Origin of the sequence: Elizabethkingia argenteiflava (genome assembly GCF_009904105.1) — a bacterium.
GTDB lineage: Bacteria > Bacteroidota > Bacteroidia > Flavobacteriales > Weeksellaceae > Elizabethkingia > Elizabethkingia argenteiflava.
The window spans coordinates 1-15,911 of sequence record NZ_JAAABJ010000612.1; the positions used below are offsets into that span (position 1 = coordinate 1).

Here is a 15,911-nt window from a genome sequence, read left to right on the forward strand (position 1 = left end):
CAATGGGCATCTGATAAGTCGGTTAAGTACATGTTTTTAAAGTTTTATCACTTCAAAGAACGTAACACTAAACTTCTTTTAGATGCCCTTATTATTTTTTTTTCGCTTATTTTTAAACAGGCTCTTATCTCCTCAACGAGTTGTTCTGAAAAATGATGCTAGCCTGATCTTTCATTTTTTTTAACAAAATAATATATAGCATATCGTTACGGATAGTCATTATTTGAGTCTGCCTACACATGTTAATCTTAAAATATTTTGTTGCTTGCTGAGCTTGAGAACGCTAAGCATACAATTAGATCCTTTTATTTAGTAAGAATCATTAGTGGATTAATGCTTCTTCACAGGAAAATATTATCAATATTAATCTAAAGACTGATTGGGCCTGTCCCTCTTTACATCTGTTTTCGGAAGATTCATGGAGTAATTGATAGTTTCTACAAAGCCATCTATTATTTTCAAACCAAGCAAAAGTTTTTTCTATCATCCATGGTTTGCTTACAGGTTTAAACTCTTTGTTAGCTTGTTTTTCTTTATCGCGGTTTACAACTTTTATCAGGTATGAATAAATCCTATGCGTTTTATCTAGAAAATCTCCTCTATAACCAGCATCAGCAAGAATGCATCTGAAATTAATCCGCTCTTCCCTGAGTAGGCTGAGTAAAAGTAATCCTGCTTTACTATGATGAATATAGGCAACACAAACCATCACAGCTATTAAAAAGCCATTTTTATCCACTATCACATGACGCTTTATTTTTTTTATTTTCTTGTTTCCATCTACTCCATGAAGTCCTGTGTTATTGTCCCAGCGAACACTCCTGCAATCCATTATTCCTAAAGAAGATTAAACTCGTTGTCTCCTTTTTACACGAACTTTCATGCGTAGATTTTCCAAAACTAAATCAAAATACCCTGCCTCTATCCAACGCATATAATAGCAATAAACCAATTACCATTTCGGAAAAGATTTAGGCAACATGCGCCACTGAGATCCTGTTTTTACTAAATACATTAAGGCATTCCAAATCAGTAGAAGTGAATATTTGCTATATCTTGTCTTTAGATTCATTATTTTCTTTATATATATTGCCATTGGTTTTCGTTAAATCGGGTGGGGGGTTCATTGTTTTTTTTCAAATACCCAACCTCTGAATGCCTATTAGAAAAATTTTCTATAGAAATTTAAACAGGCTCTAAATATAGAAGGCTTCATTTAAGACTTTATGCTTATTTTTGTGCCTTAGAAGAAAAATAAACATGAAACCAGGTCTAGCGAAAGGAACCCGAGATTTTACATCACAGGAAGTTTCCAGAAGAAAATATATTATCAATATCTTACAAAAAAACTTTGAACTCTTCGGATTTCAGCCTTTAGAAACCCCCAGTTTTGAAAATCTTTCTACCCTAACTGGAAAATATGGAGAAGAGGGGGATAGATTGATTTTTAAAATATTAAATTCAGGCAACTATCTCAGTAAAATTAATGAAGAGAATTGGCTAAATAAGGATATCAAAAAGCTCACTCCCCAAATTTCGGACAAAGCTTTACGATATGATCTTACTGTACCTTTTGCTCGATTTGTGGCCACAAATCATGGTCAACTAACTTTTCCGTATAAACGCTATCAAATTCAGCCAGTATGGAGGGCTGACCGTCCACAAAAAGGCCGCTTTAGAGAATTTTATCAATGTGATGCTGATGTGGTTGGCTCTGGGAGTCTTTGGCAGGAGGTAGAATTGGTGCAGCTCTATGTAAAATCATTCACAGAATTAGGCATAAAGATCAGTCTCCAACTTAACAACCGCAAAATTCTTTCGGGTCTGGCAGAATATGCAGGTATAACGGATCAATTAATCAACTTTACCGTTGCACTGGATAAATTAGATAAGATCGGAAGAGAAGGTGTGGTGAAAGAGATGTTAGAAAAAGGCATCCCAGAAGCTGCCATTGAAAGGTTGGATTTTCTGTTTCAACAAAAAGACGATGCCTTACAAAATCTTCAGGAGCTTAAAGAAAAATTTCAGCATATTGAGATAGGGATACAAGGAGTTAATGAACTGGAATTTGTTCTTTCTAGTGCTATGGCTCTTGGAATAGAAAAGCAAAAACTGAGGTTTAACATTACACTCGCCAGAGGCCTAGAATATTACACCGGAACCATTTTTGAAGTAAAAGCTGAAGATGTTGAAATGGGTTCTATAGGGGGTGGCGGTCGCTACAATAATCTCACAGAGGTATTCGGCGTAAAAGATATCCCAGGCGTGGGTATTTCTTTTGGACTGGATAGGATTTATATGGTGATGGAAGAACTCAACTTATTCCCCGAACATACCATGATAAAAGTAGAATACCTATTCGCTCATTATGGAGAAAAAGAAGCTATAGAGGCGCTTAAACTAATTAATAAATTGAGACAAAGGGGAATTTCGGCTGAACTGTATCCAGAAGCCGCCAAACTAAAAAAACAATTTACATATGCCGAAAAAAAAGAAATCCCATATCTGGTTTTCCTAGGAAAAGATGAAATCCAAACCGCTAATGTTACTATAAAAAATCTTCATTCGGGAACACAACAGACCCTATCTCAGGGTGAATTTTTAAGTGATTTAAAAAAAATTATGTAAATATTTTTAAAATAATTACCTTTATTGCAATTATTAATTCTAAACTATTAAAGCTATGTTAAGTATTTTACAGTTCTCGAATGTTCCTTCAGTAGACATATCGCCTTATCTTGGAACAGGAAGATTAGTCTTCATAATTTTATTCTACCTTTTTTTAGGTTTTCTATGGTACAAAACATTTAAAAATGCAGGAATTAGAAATGCATGGACAGCCTTTATTCCTATTCTCAATTTGTTTTTTTTGATGAAAGTGATCAAAAAACCTATGTGGTGGGCCCTTTTATTCTTTATTCCCTTCATTCATCTTTACGCCTCTTTTGTCTCCGCATACAGGCTTGCAAAAGGCTTTGGAAAAGAAAACTACGCCATACTCTTGGGGATACTAGGGGTGCTTACAGGCTTAAGTCTAAATATGCTGATACACGCCTTTCAAAAAAACAGCTTTAATTCAGATTCCGTACTTAAAAAATAGAGTTTCCAAAGCGAAACTAAATTTAATAGAAAAACTGTTCTCAATTTTTTGGGGGCAGTTTTTTTATTTTTCATTAATATTCAGGATACTTTTCACTCATTAAATAATTATTTTTTGCTATTACACTCTATTCTCATCACTGCTTTTTAGCCTCTGAGTATAGAAATAAGCGTCTAATACTACACTAACGAAACACTCTTAAACATTTATTCTATACACTTAATCGCTTAAAATAAATCATCAAAACAAAATACAAGAATCAAAATATAAAACAGTATTATTTATATTTGGTTCAAATCTAAATAATCCTAATAATGAAGTTTATTCTATTTAGATCTCGTTTGAGTCTTTCTTATCATACTACAAATGAACAGATCTCAGAAAAAAAGAATCAAAAAATCTTTAGCTTATAGGATAGCTGCATGGCTACATCTATGGCTAGTTTTATTTTCAGGTTTAATAGTGGTCATCATATACATTACAGGGCTTACATGGTCTTTCCGAGAAGAAATAGACGATTTAATGGAACCTAAACTTCATATTCCTGATCAGCATAAGGAGATGCTTTCACCTGCCATTCTCTATTTTATTGCTAAAAAAGAATATCCCAATCACGCCCCCACTTTTATACAACGTTTGACAGGAAGAGCTTCAGTGTTAGGCTTGGGGAAAATAAATGAAGGTTTTACCTGTATATTGCCCCCTATAAGGGAGAAGTTTTGAAAAGACCCAGTTTTAAAGAAGAGTTTGATTTTTTTGACTGGACACTAAAAGGTCATCGCTTTCTTTGGCTCCCTTATAAAATAGGACGACCCATCATTAATTATACTACCTTAATATTTGCGATTACCCTTATCTCAGGGATAATATTGTGGTGGCCCAAAAAGTGGACTCCACCCATTCGCAAACAGAGCTTGAGCATAAAATGGAAGTCCCGTTTTAAACGCCTGAATTACGACTTACACAATGTTTTGGGATTTTATGTATTGATTGTTCTCTTTATTATCTCACTCACAGGAATGTTTTATGGATTACCTTGATTTAATAAGTTTCTATACTGGAGTACCTCGCTTGGAAAATCTGCACCTGAACAAGAAAAAATAGAATTGACTGGTAAAAATTTTCGGCGAGAAAAAATATCAAAAGTTCTGATGACCTCTTGGGAGCATATCAACGATCAAAACAAAATACTAGGGTATTATATTTCCATGCCAACTGACTCCACAACTCCTATGTATATTTACCCTTCTTACAGAAAGTATTATGATCTAAAAATGTACATCTTTGATACATCTACCGGAAGGGAAATCAAAAATGTTTCTTATAATGCTCAATCTTACCATTCGGCTACTACAGCTGTAAAAATCCAAAAAGCCAATTATGACTTGCATATAGGTTCCTATTTCGGAGGTATATGGGAAGATCACTTTATTTTTTAGTAGCTTTTATTGGGGCTTCTCTGCCTATCACAGGACTATTAATCTGGTGGTTAAAAAAAAAGAGATAAAAAAACAAAAAGACTGTATCAATGTAGAGACAGCCTTTTTATCAAACTATTGTAGGCTACAAATCGCCTTTAAATAAAGGCATTTTTTTATTTGCTCAACTTTTTGCCCAATGAAATAATATTTTTTTTTTGATATTGTTAATCAAGTATATATAGAAGTTGTTTAAAGTTTCCTGAGTAGGGTGTTGCTAATTAAATATCGTAGTGTTTATTATGATGGTGCATTAAGAGAAGTATCGCTCATCTGAGCATTTCTATTTTTTTAGAATAGCATTTGGACTTTCTTCTCATTCTTGCTAAAAAATGCCTGAACAAACTATTATAAGCTTCTACGGTAAATGTTTCTGCCTTTGTCTGAAGATGCTTCTCTTTAGGAACAAGCTTTGGTAGCTTTTCCAGTGATCACTTGCTAGCTTCTCCATTTTGTGCTGTTTTATTGTTTCCCAAAACTCTTCTGCGGTTTGATGGCTTCTGTCACCAATAACGAAATTGATGAATCTTTTTCCAAATCTATCAACAGCAATCCAGATCCAACCGTGTTTTTTTTACTCCCTATATAAGTGTATATTTCATCTAGCTCTACCACTTTTATTTCCTCAGATTCACACTGCAATGATTGTACTTCTTTACCAAAACTACGAATCCAATTCAAAACAGTGACATTGCTAACGTCTAAAATCCTGCCGATTGATCTAAAGCCCAAGCCTTCAAGATAAAGTTGAAACGCTTTTTTTTGATTGTTTTTGAATATTCACCCCCTCTTTATATACCGTAAAATTAAATCCACAATTTTTACATTTGTATCTTTGAAGATTCCTGACAATACCGTTTTTTATTTTTTCAGACTCATGACATTTTGGACAATCCATTGTTTTTTTAATAAAGATAAAAAAACTATCCTAATTTAGCAATACTTTATTCCGGAGCGATCTAGATCAAAAAAGCTGTCTGTGTGATAAGACAGCTTTTTTGATTAAGTATATTTAACTTAAAATTTGAATAATTTGAGTCGCTAGTTCTGTACCTATACGATCCTGAGCCTCTAAAGTAGCCGCTCCTATATGCGGAGAAAGAGAAATTTTTGAATGGGATAATATTTTGGTAGAAGGAGTGGGCTCATTTTCAAAAACATCTAGCCCCGCAAAACGCACTTTACCAGAATCTAAAGCCTCTATTAAAGCCTCTTCATCAATAACTCCCCCTCTGGCACAATTGATGAGTACCACGCCTTCTTTCATGATATTAAATTGATCCTGTCCTATAACAAAACCTTTCTGCGAAGGAATATGCAGGGTAATAATATCAGCCTTCTTAAGAATGTTTTCTATAGGTTCTGTTTCTATATCCACCTGTATAGACTGTCCATTATAAAAATCGACTTCTATATTGGTTTTTCCTACACAGGTATCGGCAGCTATCACTTTCATACGAAGTCCCAATGCAATACGTGCTACCTCTAGACCAATTCTACCCATCCCTATAATCCCTATGGTTTTTCCTCTTAGCTCAATACCTCCAGCATAAGCTTTCTTCAATTTTGCAAAATCCGTATAGCCTTTGGAGGGCATATTTCTGTTAGAATCATATAGAAAACGCATTCCTGAATATAAATGGGCAAAAACCAATTCGGCTACAGACTCCGAAGAAGCAGCAGGTGTATTGATTACTTTTAAACCTTTTTCTCTGGCGTATTCCACATCTATATTATCCATTCCTACTCCCCCTCTTCCAATAATTTTTAAAGAAGGACAGCTGTCTATAATATCTTTACGTACCTCTGTAGCACTGCGTACAAGCACTACCTCAATCTGATGATTATTGATGTATTGAATCAGATCATCCTGATTTACTTTATCTGTAATTACCTGAAAACCTTCGCTCTGCAATTTATCAATTCCGCTTCTGGAAAGCCCATCGTTGGCTAAAATCTTTTTCATATTAATCTTCAAAAACCTTAATTTTTACTTTTTTCTCTATCATATCGGTAAATTTACCTTTATAGCGGGTCGCCTTTACTAAGTGATTATCTATCCAATGATAATTTCCTCCTCTGGGCTTACCTAATAAAACACTATGAAATTTAAATCCATTTTCCCTTAACCAGGTTTCGGTAATCTCACGTAAATCCTCCGTTCTGGAGGAAAAAAAGCAAATCTGATGACCTTGGTCATACCATTTGTTAATTGTGGCTAAAGCATCGGGAAAAGGTTTACAAACCTTCATTCTTTCGGGTTCTTCATTGGGTACATCTTCGGTAATCGTGCCATCGATATCGATAAGATAATTAACAATACCATCCTTAAGCATAGGGCTAAGGTGGTTTTTAAACTCTAATTCCATAGTATTCAGTTTATCATTGATCATTTAATTAAAATTGCCCTCCACCAATGGCTCTATAAAAATTGATTGAAGCTATTAATTGTTGAAGTTTATCATTAACCCCTGCCAATTGAGCTGCCAGAAGATTTTGCTCGGCTGTCAGTACATCTGTATAATTGGATTTAGAAGTGTATTTTAATAATTCCATATTAAAATCAACTGCTTTTAAGAGGCTCTTAATTTGCTTTTCCCGGCTCCCCTCTTTCGCTCTTGCAAGCTGATACGAATATAGTGCATTTGAAACTTCATTCCCAGCATTTATTACACTTTTTTCATAAGCCCAATAGGCTTGTTCTCTTTGGGCGGCTGTGATCTTGATCTGCGTTCGCAAATTTCCCTTCTCTAAAATTACCTGATTTAAGGCTGCATTAACAGAATAAAAAAAGGAATTACGGAATAGATCTTTTATTTTTAAAGTAGACAATCCAAAGGCGGCTGTAATATTTAAAGAAGGATATCTAGAGGCCTGGGCTACATTTAAAGCCTCAAAAGCTCTCTGATAATCATATTCTGCCATTTGGATATCGGGTCGATTTCTAAGAATCTGAAGTGGAATTCCCGTACTAAGATTGGCCGTCAATACCTGTTCGTCCAATTCGCCACGCAAAATATGGAGGGGAGGCTCACCCATCAATAAAGAGAGAGCGTTTTCCGTATTCCTTATATTGAGTTGGATATCGGGTATTGATACCTCTGCAGCATAGAGATTCGCTTCGCTTTGTACCACATCAGCACCCGTTAGAATAGCTGATGCTTTTAAGGTTTTTATGGTTTCAAGCTGCTTTTTCCTGATGCTTATGGTCTGATTTGTTATAGCCAGCTGCTTGTCCAAGGCTAATAGTTGATAATAGAGACTCGCTGCCTGCGCTACTAATTGGGTTTGCACTGCCCTTTTAGAAGCATCGCTCGCTAGAAGGTCTGCATAAGCAGCTCTCTTAGCTGCTGCTAGTTTTCCCCAAATATCGATCTCCCAGCCTGTATTAATGCTCAACTGATAATTTTCCATGTGGTGAATGGGAAAAGAAGAGCTTACCTGGGCCGCCGGACTATTCTTGGACATTCCCATACTCGCCCCAGTACTTATCGAAGGTAAAAAAGATAATTGACTCTGTTTGAAATAAGCATCGGATTGTTGTATTCTCGAAATCGCTATTTTAAGATCATAATTATTATGAATTACTTTATCGATCACTTCTTGCAAATAGGGATCAATAAATATATTTTTCCAGGAAATAGAGGCCATGGGAAGGCTATCTTGTCCCTGTATTTCTGAACCATACAGACGACTCAGCTTTTCTGTCGGAATTTCAGGAGTCTGATAGTTACTGGTAACTTTACAAGATAACATGATCATAGAGAGCACTCCTCCAAAAATCCATATCCTAATCATTCTTCTCATATTTTAATCTATTAGCTTAGGTACATCTGCCTTATCTTCGTTTTTGATCGCTATTTTTTCATGCAAAAACTGAAATACAACAAATAATACAGGAATAAAAAAAACGGCTAACAATGTTCCAAAGAGCATCCCTCCAATGGCTGCTACTCCGATTGCATTATTACCTCTAGCCCCCGCTCCACTAGCAATAGCCAAGGGAACAAGCCCAAATATAAAAGCAAAAGACGTCATCAAAATAGGTCTTAATCTCTGCTGAGCACCTCTTAATGCAGCTTTACCTATTGACATGCCCTTTAAACGGGCTGCACGCCCAAATTCAACAATAAGTATGGCATTTTTAGCTAATAAGCCAATTAACATAATCAAGGAAATTTGAGTATAAATATTATTGGCTTCACCAAAAATTCTGGTAAAAAACAAAGCTCCTGCGAGCCCAAAGGGCAAAGATAGCATTACCGAAAAGGGCAAGAGATAGCTTTCGTATTGTGCACAGAGTAAGAAATAAACAAAAATACAACACAATCCAAAAATGAAAGCTGATTGATTACCCGCATTTAATTCTTCTCTTGTTAAACCTGAAAATTCGTAACCATAACCCTGAGGCAGGGTTTGGGAAGCTACCGCTTCCACCGCCTTTATAGCATCTCCCGAGCTATAACCGGAATTAGGAGTACCGTTAATGGGAACGGCAGTAAACAAATTAAAACGTCGGATACTCTGAGGTCCATATACTTTTTTAAGGCTTACAAATGATCCTATGGGCGCCATCACCCCGGAACGACTTCTCACATTTATCAAATTGAAACTCTCTATATTGGCTCTTTGATCAGCGGGTCCCTGATAAATAACCCGATATTGTTTTCCAAAGAGATTAATATTGGAAGCATAAACCCCTCCAAAATAACCCTGGATAGCATTCAATATATCTGAGACCGAATACCCTGCAGTTTTAATGGCAGCCACATCAATATCAATAAGGTATTGAGGGAGATCGGCATTAAAAGAGGTATAGGCATTCTGAACTTCGGGTCTCTTCTTTAACGCATCTATAAAATCATTTGTAACTTTACTCAAATCATCAATTGTACCTCCCTTGTGATCTTGAAGTTGGATTTCAAAACCCGCAGCAGTACCAAATCCCTGAAGCGTGGGTCTTCCGAAAAAAATGATTCGTGCATCTCTTATAGCGGCTGTTTGTTTATAGAGTTTTTCTAAAATAATATCCTGAGAAGAGGATTTGCCCTGACGCTGATCCCATGGTTTAAGTTTTACAATAATCATCCCATAGTTACTTCCGGTACCGCTAATCATGCCCCGCCCAGAGATCTTTAAAACATGGTCTACTTCCGGTATTTTATTAATGACTTGTTCTATCTGTGCTAATACTTCCTCAGTTCTTTCCTGAGAAGCGCCTAGGGGCAGAGCGATATCTGAAAAAACACCCCCCATATCTTCACTTGGGACAAAAGCTTTAGGTGTGCTAAGCAGTAAACCTATAAACAATGCTGTAAAACCCAAAACAGCCACCAAGGTAATTTTCTTTCTTCTCAATAAAAAACTCACTCCTCTAGTATATTTTAAGGTAGTAGCGGTAAATGCAGTATTGAAATGGGCAAAAAACCGCTGCATAAAGTTAGTCTTGTACTGGCTCTCTCCATGCTGCGGATGTGGTTTTAAAAAAATAGCACATAAAGCAGGACTTAAAGTCAAGGCATTAACCGCCGAAATAAAAATGGCAATCGCTAAGGTTAATCCAAACTGCTTGTAAAAAACTCCGGCAGATCCACTTATAAAGCTCACCGGTACAAATACTGCCGCCATCACTAAGGTAATGCTTATAATAGCTCCAGAAATATCATCCATTGCCGAGATGGAAGCTCTCCTTGGCGATTTCTCTCCATCTTCCAATTTAGCATGCACAGCCTCGACCACCACAATAGCATCATCTACCACAATACCTACGGCCAAAACTAAAGCAAAGAGGGTAAGAAGGTTAATGGTAAAGCCAAAAAGATTGAGAAAGAAAAAGGTCCCTACAATCGCTACAGGTACAGCAATCGCAGGAATAATGGTAGATCTCCAATCCTGCAAAAAAATAAAAACCACCAGAAAAACCAAAATAAAAGCCTCGAATAAGGTGTTGAGTACCTTAGCTATAGATGCGTCTAAAAAATCATTCGCATTGACCATATTATCATAGCTAATCCCCTTGGGAAAACTCTTTGAGGCTTCTTCTAACACACCTATGCATCCTTCAATCACCTCCTGGGCATTTGAACCCGCGGTCTGAGCAACAGCCACTCCCACAGAAGCCTGTCCATCAGTATAAGCCCCCCCAGAATAATCCATAGCGCCCAACTCTATTTTAGCGACATCTTTAAGCCTTAAAATTTGACCCTGCGTATTGGCTTTTAATATCATATTTTCAAACTCAGAAATACTGGCTAAGCGCCCCCTGTACTTGAGTGTATATTCAAAACTCTGATTGCCCTGCTCTCCTAATTTTCCGGGCGCCGCCTCTATATTTTGTTCGTCGAGAGCCGCGCTGATGTCACTAGGCACCAGCCCATACGCTGCCATTTTCTCAGGATTCAACCAAATCCTTATCGAATAATCTTTTGATCCAAATACGTTTACATCCCCCACACCTGTCACCCTTTTCATTTTAGGGAGGATATTAATATTGATATAGTTTTGTAGAAATACCTGATCGTATTGAGGATTATTACTCTTTAAACTGTAAATAAGAACATTAGAGCTCTGTCTTTTTACTACGGTGACCCCTGACTGAACAACTTCTCTGGGTAATAAGCTATTGGCGCGCGAGACTCGATTCTGGACATTAACAGCCGCAATATCAGGATTAACCCCTTGTTTAAAAAATACAGAGATAGATGCCGACCCATCGTTGGTAGCCGTAGAAGACATATAAGTCATTCCTTCAACACCATTAATTTGTTCTTCTAAAGGGATGAGAACGCTTTTTAAGACGGCATCTGCACTCGCCCCCATATAGTTGGCATTCACGACTACCGTAGGAGGAGCTATATCAGGATACTGGGCTACAGGCAAAGTCGTGATGCCCAATAATCCTAATATAACAATGATAATGGATATCACCGTAGACAATATAGGTCGTTCTATATATTTTCTAAACATATTTCAATATTCAAGTTTTATCGGATAAAGCTTTTAATTCTCTCTATCGCTAATTCTTAGATGCACCAACAGTAAAAGGGACCTCTTTCGGAACAATCTTAGTCCCTTCTCTTAAAATACCTACCCCTTCAATAACAACCTTATCACCAGATGTTAAACCCGATGCTACTGCATAATCATTACCGTCCACAAGTGAGGCTATTTGTATCTCTGTAGCTTTTACTCGGTGGTCCTCTCCCACCAGGTATACAAAGGTCTTGCCTTGAATTTCATAGGTAGCTTTCTGAGGAATAACAATGGTATTTTCCAAATAGTTAGGCAGTTTTACCGTCCCCCTATACCCACTGCGAATAATAGCATCTTTATTGGGAAATGTAGCCCGCATGGCAAAAGAACCGGTTTGAGGGTCTACCTGACCACTCATGGAGGCTATTATTCCTTTTTCAGAATATAAACTTCCATCCGATAAAATTAAACTCACAGGGGGGGTATTGCTAAGTTTTTCTACGAGCGTTCCCCCTCTAGCATATTTTAAAAAATCCAATTGGTCTTTTTCATTTACCGAAAAATATGCATAAATATGGTCTATATTGGAAACCGTTGTTAAAGCTGGTGATATACTACTGCTCACATAACTCCCCTTGCGGTAGGGCAAAGCTCCTACATAACCTGTTACAGGGCTTTCAATAGTGGTGTAACCTACATTCACCCTGGCATTTATTAAATTGGCTTTGGCCTGAGCTAACTCTGCCTCTTTAGCCTGTAATGCCAATTGAGCGGCCTGTAATTCATATTTAGAGATAATATCCTTCTCTACTAGAGGGCGCGTTTTTACGACCTGCATCTGAGCTGTAGCCACTGAAGCCTGCGCACTTCTAACCGCAGCGTCCGCCACCCGCGCCTGTTGTTCATATTGAGGATTTCGGATGCTGAATAGGGGAGCCCCCTGCTTTACATAACCTCCCTCATCCACATATATACGCTCTATAAAGCCATCGATCTTGGGACGTATTTCTATGTTTTCTTTTCCCTCTAATCGGGCCGGAAATTCTTTATATAAGGTTACGGGGGCTGTCTTTACTACTATATATTTATAGGTCTGCGGAGGTTGTTGGAGGGCGGAATCCGCTGAACCGCTTCCCTGTTTTTGTTTCTTTGCACAAGAAACGTCTAATGTATATAGAAAAATAAGCAATCCCCAAGTTATTACTTTTGCTCTGATCATAAAATGCTTTTATAAGCTAACAAATTTATCAAAAAATATAGGTTATTATTATTAAGTTTTGCAATTATTTTGATTAGGAAAATCAATTGATTATATTTATTTTTGTCTTCTTATGGAAGAAAAAGTTGTACTTATCAATCCACACGATGAAGTGTTGGGTTTAATGGGAAAAATGCAAGCCCACCAAAATGGACTTTTACATCGAGCATTTTCTGTTTTTATATTTAATGCTGATGGAAAAATGCTTTTACAACAAAGAAGTACAACAAAATATCATTCTCCAGGAAAATGGACCAATGCCTGCTGTTCCCATCCTCGTGAAAATGAATCTTACGAGCAGGCAGCCCTACGTAGAATGGAAGAAGAGTTGGGCATTCATTGCGATTTAGAAGAAAAGTTTCATTTTATCTATAAAGCCGCCGTAGGTGAAGATCTGTGGGAGCATGAACTGGACTACGTCTTTGTGGGAAAATACGAGGGGGAGTATCATCTCAATCCAACTGAAGTAGAAAGCATACGCTTTCTTTCTTTAGAAGAATTGGAGAAAGAAATAAGCCAGACGCCAGAACATTTTACAGAATGGTTTAAGATTATTTGGAGAGAATACCGAAATCGGCTTTAATAAATAATTAAATCTTAATATATACTTAAAAATGAAAAAAACCGCACTTTTTGATATACATGTCTCTCTGGGTGCTAAGATGATCCCTTTTGCAGGCTTCGAAATGCCCGTACAGTATTCGGGTGTTACAGAAGAGCATTTCGCCGTACGTGAGAACGCGGGAATATTTGATGTTAGCCATATGGGGCAATTTTTTATCGAAGGACCAGGCAGCAAAGAACTTTTACAAAAAGTCACCAGCAATAATATTGAAGCACTCGAAGATGGAAAAGCTCAATATTCGTGTTTGCCTAATGAAAATGGAGGGATTGTAGATGATCTGATCATTTACAAAATCACTGACGAAAAGTACTTTATGGTGGTAAATGCTTCCAATATTGATAAAGACTGGGAACATTTGTCTCAATATAACGAGCAGGGGGTTCAAATGACCAATGCCTCCGACGAGATGTCTCTTATTGCTATACAAGGTCCTAAGGCTACTGAAATACTACAAAAATTAACCAATACCCCACTGAACAAAATCCCCTATTACCACTTTAGCATAGGTACGGTGGCAGAAATTAAGGATGTCATTATTTCTAATACAGGTTATACCGGGTCCGGTGGATTTGAGCTTTATTTAAAAAACGAATATGCTGAAAGTCTTTGGCAAGCACTAACCACAGCAGGAGAAGATTACGGCTTGCTGGCTTGTGGGCTTGCGGCTCGAGATACTCTAAGACTGGAAAAAGGCTTCTGTCTGTATGGAAATGATATCGATGATACTACCTCTCCACTGGAAGCAGGCTTAGGATGGATTACCAAATTTGATAAGGACTTTATTGCTAAAGATATTTTGACCCAACAAAAGGAAATAGGCGTTGATAGAAAACTCATAGGCTTCGAAATGCAGGAAAAAGCTATCCCAAGACATGGGTACGAAGTAGTAGGTGCTACTGGTGAGCTACTGGGAAAAGTTACCTCAGGCACCATGTCTCCGATTAAGAAAATAGGAATCGGCCTTGCCTATGTTGCGGCACCTCATTTTAAACAGGGTTCAGATATTTTTATAAAAATTCGAAATAAAAATATACCCGCCAAAGTCGTAAAACTTCCTTTTGTTTAAAAAATAAACCTCTAATAAAAAAGATCGCTTGAAATAAGCGATCTTTTTTATTGCTCAAAAAAACGAGAAAGCTTTTCTAAATTAGCTTTGTCGCTTCCTATAAATATATCTTTGTCTGTCACAAAAACAGGGCGCTTTAGAAAACTATAATGGGCTAAAATCAAGGCTTTAAAATCTTCTTCTTTCAGAGAATTCACCTCAATAGCCCTCTCTTTTATTTGGGTGGACCTTTTACTGAAAAGGGCCTCGTAAGACCTACTTAAGTTATACAACTCATCCAACTCGTTTTCCGTTAGCGGCGCTGATTTTATTTCTCTAAGTTCCCATTCCGCGAGAGGAAACTTTTTCATAATTTTCTTACACGTACTACAGCTTTTCAAATAGAAAACTTTTCTCATGTATACTTCTTTTTACTAAAATTTTAGAACTCCAAAAATACTAACTTTAAAATAAAAAATCAATCACTCCCTCTCCTATCTTTCGCCATTTTTTCTCTCACGAGATCTCACACTTACCCCTAAAAATTGCCAACAACCTCTTCTTTAGCTCTAAAAAAGGAATATAAAGAGGGCATTACAATCCTAAAGGGCATCAAAAAAAAATAAAAAATACAACAAAAACAAACACATACGTCGTTGATAATTAAACATATAACCTATTATTTAAAATAAAAAAGGACTACAGCTTGTTTTGTAACAAAATACATCTTATATTTGCACTCGAAACATCGCGGGGTGGAGCAGTAGGTAGCTCGTCGGGCTCATAACCCGAAGGTCGCACGTTCGAGTCGTGTCCCCGCTACAATTTCCAATTTTAAAGTGGTAGATTTTGAGAAGAAAAATAGGATGAGTAATTAGTCCATAAAATTTTTATTTTTTTCTCGTATGAATAAGCTTTTAGAGAGAGCCTGTTCAAAAAGGATTAATCATACGCGTTTATTTTTGTTGAAAAAGACAGAATTTAAAATGTTCTGATTAATCCTTTTTATAGATTTCACCCCCTACTCCATTACCAAAAAAACAGGTCTGAACGGTTTCAATTTTTCAGAAACTAAATAATTATGCTACTGTCGGAATCCTTTTCTTATAAGGCATTGGAAGTAAAAAAATACTACCTACCAATACGATTCACGATCTTCTTAAAAAATCGATAAATAAACAGGTGGATGTCCTCTTTTTATAAATACTAGTCAAAATGGAGAACGCAAAAGAATTCCAACTGACATCAAAATCACTCAGAAAAACAGGGATAAGGACAAAAAGTCGTATTACAACTTGCTTTTATCTAAGATCCTGTTTAAATTTTATTGATTAATAATTTTATAGCAGATAATTTGGTCATATTTTCGGAGGATTCATGTAAGAGTTGATAATTCCTGCAAAGCCTTCTATCATTATCAAACCATGAAAAGG

At 36.7% G+C, this 15,911-nt stretch carries 15 protein-coding genes, 1 tRNA gene and 2 pseudogenes; 9 read left to right on the forward strand and 9 right to left on the reverse strand.

The features are described from left to right. Positions 1-322: 322 nt before the first annotated feature. Both GNY06_RS13815 and GNY06_RS15300 read right to left on the reverse strand, forming a co-directional pair. Positions 323-832: a transposase gene (locus GNY06_RS13815; RefSeq protein ID WP_212995111.1), complete on the reverse strand. Its 510-nt coding sequence runs from the start codon at positions 830-832 to the stop codon at positions 323-325. 120 nt (positions 833-952) lie between these two features. Then, entirely contained in the window at positions 953-1,096 is a 144-nt protein-coding gene (locus GNY06_RS15300) for a transposase (RefSeq protein WP_394350840.1), read from the reverse strand. A gap of 164 nt (positions 1,097-1,260) precedes the next feature. Here GNY06_RS15300 and hisS point away from each other — a divergent pair, with 164 nt between their 5' ends. The 5 genes from hisS to GNY06_RS14350 all read left to right on the forward strand — a co-directional run bounded on the left by hisS (position 1,261) and on the right by GNY06_RS14350 (position 4,539). Further along, the gene (gene hisS / locus GNY06_RS10430; RefSeq protein ID WP_166520019.1) at positions 1,261-2,628 is read left to right on the forward strand and encodes a histidine--tRNA ligase; all 1,368 of its coding nucleotides are present in this window, start codon (positions 1,261-1,263) and stop codon (positions 2,626-2,628) included. A gap of 55 nt (positions 2,629-2,683) precedes the next feature. Next, positions 2,684-3,100, forward strand: coding sequence for a DUF5684 domain-containing protein (locus tag GNY06_RS10435; RefSeq protein WP_166520020.1), 417 nt, complete (start codon positions 2,684-2,686; stop codon positions 3,098-3,100). 366 nt (positions 3,101-3,466) lie between these two features. Then, entirely contained in the window at positions 3,467-3,823 is a 357-nt protein-coding gene (locus GNY06_RS14680) for a PepSY domain-containing protein (RefSeq protein ID WP_262885042.1), read from the forward strand. After that, on the forward strand, positions 3,820-4,140 hold the full coding sequence (locus tag GNY06_RS14685) for a PepSY-associated TM helix domain-containing protein (protein ID WP_262885043.1): 321 nt from the start codon (positions 3,820-3,822) through the stop codon (positions 4,138-4,140). Before GNY06_RS14680 ends, GNY06_RS14685 begins: the two co-directional genes overlap by 4 nt. Before the next feature lie 111 nt (positions 4,141-4,251). Continuing rightward, positions 4,252-4,539, forward strand: a complete 288-nt coding sequence (locus GNY06_RS14350) for a hypothetical protein (RefSeq protein WP_244614413.1) — start codon at positions 4,252-4,254, stop codon at positions 4,537-4,539. A 308-nt stretch (positions 4,540-4,847) separates the two neighbouring features. Here GNY06_RS14350 and GNY06_RS10445 read toward each other — a convergent pair. From GNY06_RS10445 to GNY06_RS10470, 6 genes and pseudogenes are all read right to left on the reverse strand, one after another. Further along, a pseudogene (locus tag GNY06_RS10445) lies at positions 4,848-5,476 on the reverse strand (IS1 family transposase). A gap of 114 nt (positions 5,477-5,590) precedes the next feature. Continuing rightward, complete coding sequence (locus GNY06_RS10450; RefSeq protein ID WP_166520021.1) at positions 5,591-6,544, reverse strand: NAD(P)-dependent oxidoreductase; 954 nt, start codon at positions 6,542-6,544, stop codon at positions 5,591-5,593. Position 6,545: 1 nt separating this feature from the next. Next, complete coding sequence (locus GNY06_RS10455) at positions 6,546-6,947, reverse strand: LNS2 domain-containing protein (protein WP_166520022.1); 402 nt, start codon at positions 6,945-6,947, stop codon at positions 6,546-6,548. A 28-nt stretch (positions 6,948-6,975) separates the two neighbouring features. Beyond that, positions 6,976-8,385, reverse strand: a complete 1,410-nt coding sequence (locus GNY06_RS10460) for an efflux transporter outer membrane subunit (protein WP_166520023.1) — start codon at positions 8,383-8,385, stop codon at positions 6,976-6,978. Between the two features lie 3 nt (positions 8,386-8,388). Then, positions 8,389-11,544, reverse strand: a complete 3,156-nt coding sequence (locus GNY06_RS10465) for an efflux RND transporter permease subunit (RefSeq protein WP_166520024.1) — start codon at positions 11,542-11,544, stop codon at positions 8,389-8,391. Between the two features lie 49 nt (positions 11,545-11,593). Then, complete coding sequence (locus GNY06_RS10470) at positions 11,594-12,769, reverse strand: efflux RND transporter periplasmic adaptor subunit (RefSeq protein WP_166520025.1); 1,176 nt, start codon at positions 12,767-12,769, stop codon at positions 11,594-11,596. 112 nt (positions 12,770-12,881) lie between these two features. On the opposite strand from GNY06_RS10470, the gene idi reads away from it, so the two are divergent. Further along, the gene (gene idi, locus GNY06_RS10475) at positions 12,882-13,391 is read left to right on the forward strand and encodes an isopentenyl-diphosphate Delta-isomerase (protein WP_166520026.1); all 510 of its coding nucleotides are present in this window, start codon (positions 12,882-12,884) and stop codon (positions 13,389-13,391) included. A 31-nt stretch (positions 13,392-13,422) separates the two neighbouring features. Beyond that, complete coding sequence (gcvT, locus tag GNY06_RS10480; protein WP_166520027.1) at positions 13,423-14,499, forward strand: glycine cleavage system aminomethyltransferase GcvT; 1,077 nt, start codon at positions 13,423-13,425, stop codon at positions 14,497-14,499. A gap of 47 nt (positions 14,500-14,546) precedes the next feature. Here the strand turns inward: gcvT and GNY06_RS10485 are convergent, their stop codons facing one another. Then, positions 14,547-14,897, reverse strand: a complete 351-nt coding sequence (locus GNY06_RS10485; RefSeq protein ID WP_166520028.1) for an arsenate reductase family protein — start codon at positions 14,895-14,897, stop codon at positions 14,547-14,549. A 330-nt stretch (positions 14,898-15,227) separates the two neighbouring features. Here GNY06_RS10485 and GNY06_RS10490 point away from each other — a divergent pair. Both GNY06_RS10490 and GNY06_RS15305 read left to right on the forward strand, forming a co-directional pair. Then, positions 15,228-15,300: transfer RNA gene (locus GNY06_RS10490), tRNA-Met, on the forward strand. Between the two features lie 371 nt (positions 15,301-15,671). Beyond that, positions 15,672-15,809, forward strand: a pseudogene (locus tag GNY06_RS15305) (hypothetical protein); the annotation flags it as partial. Positions 15,810-15,911 lie beyond the last annotated feature (102 nt).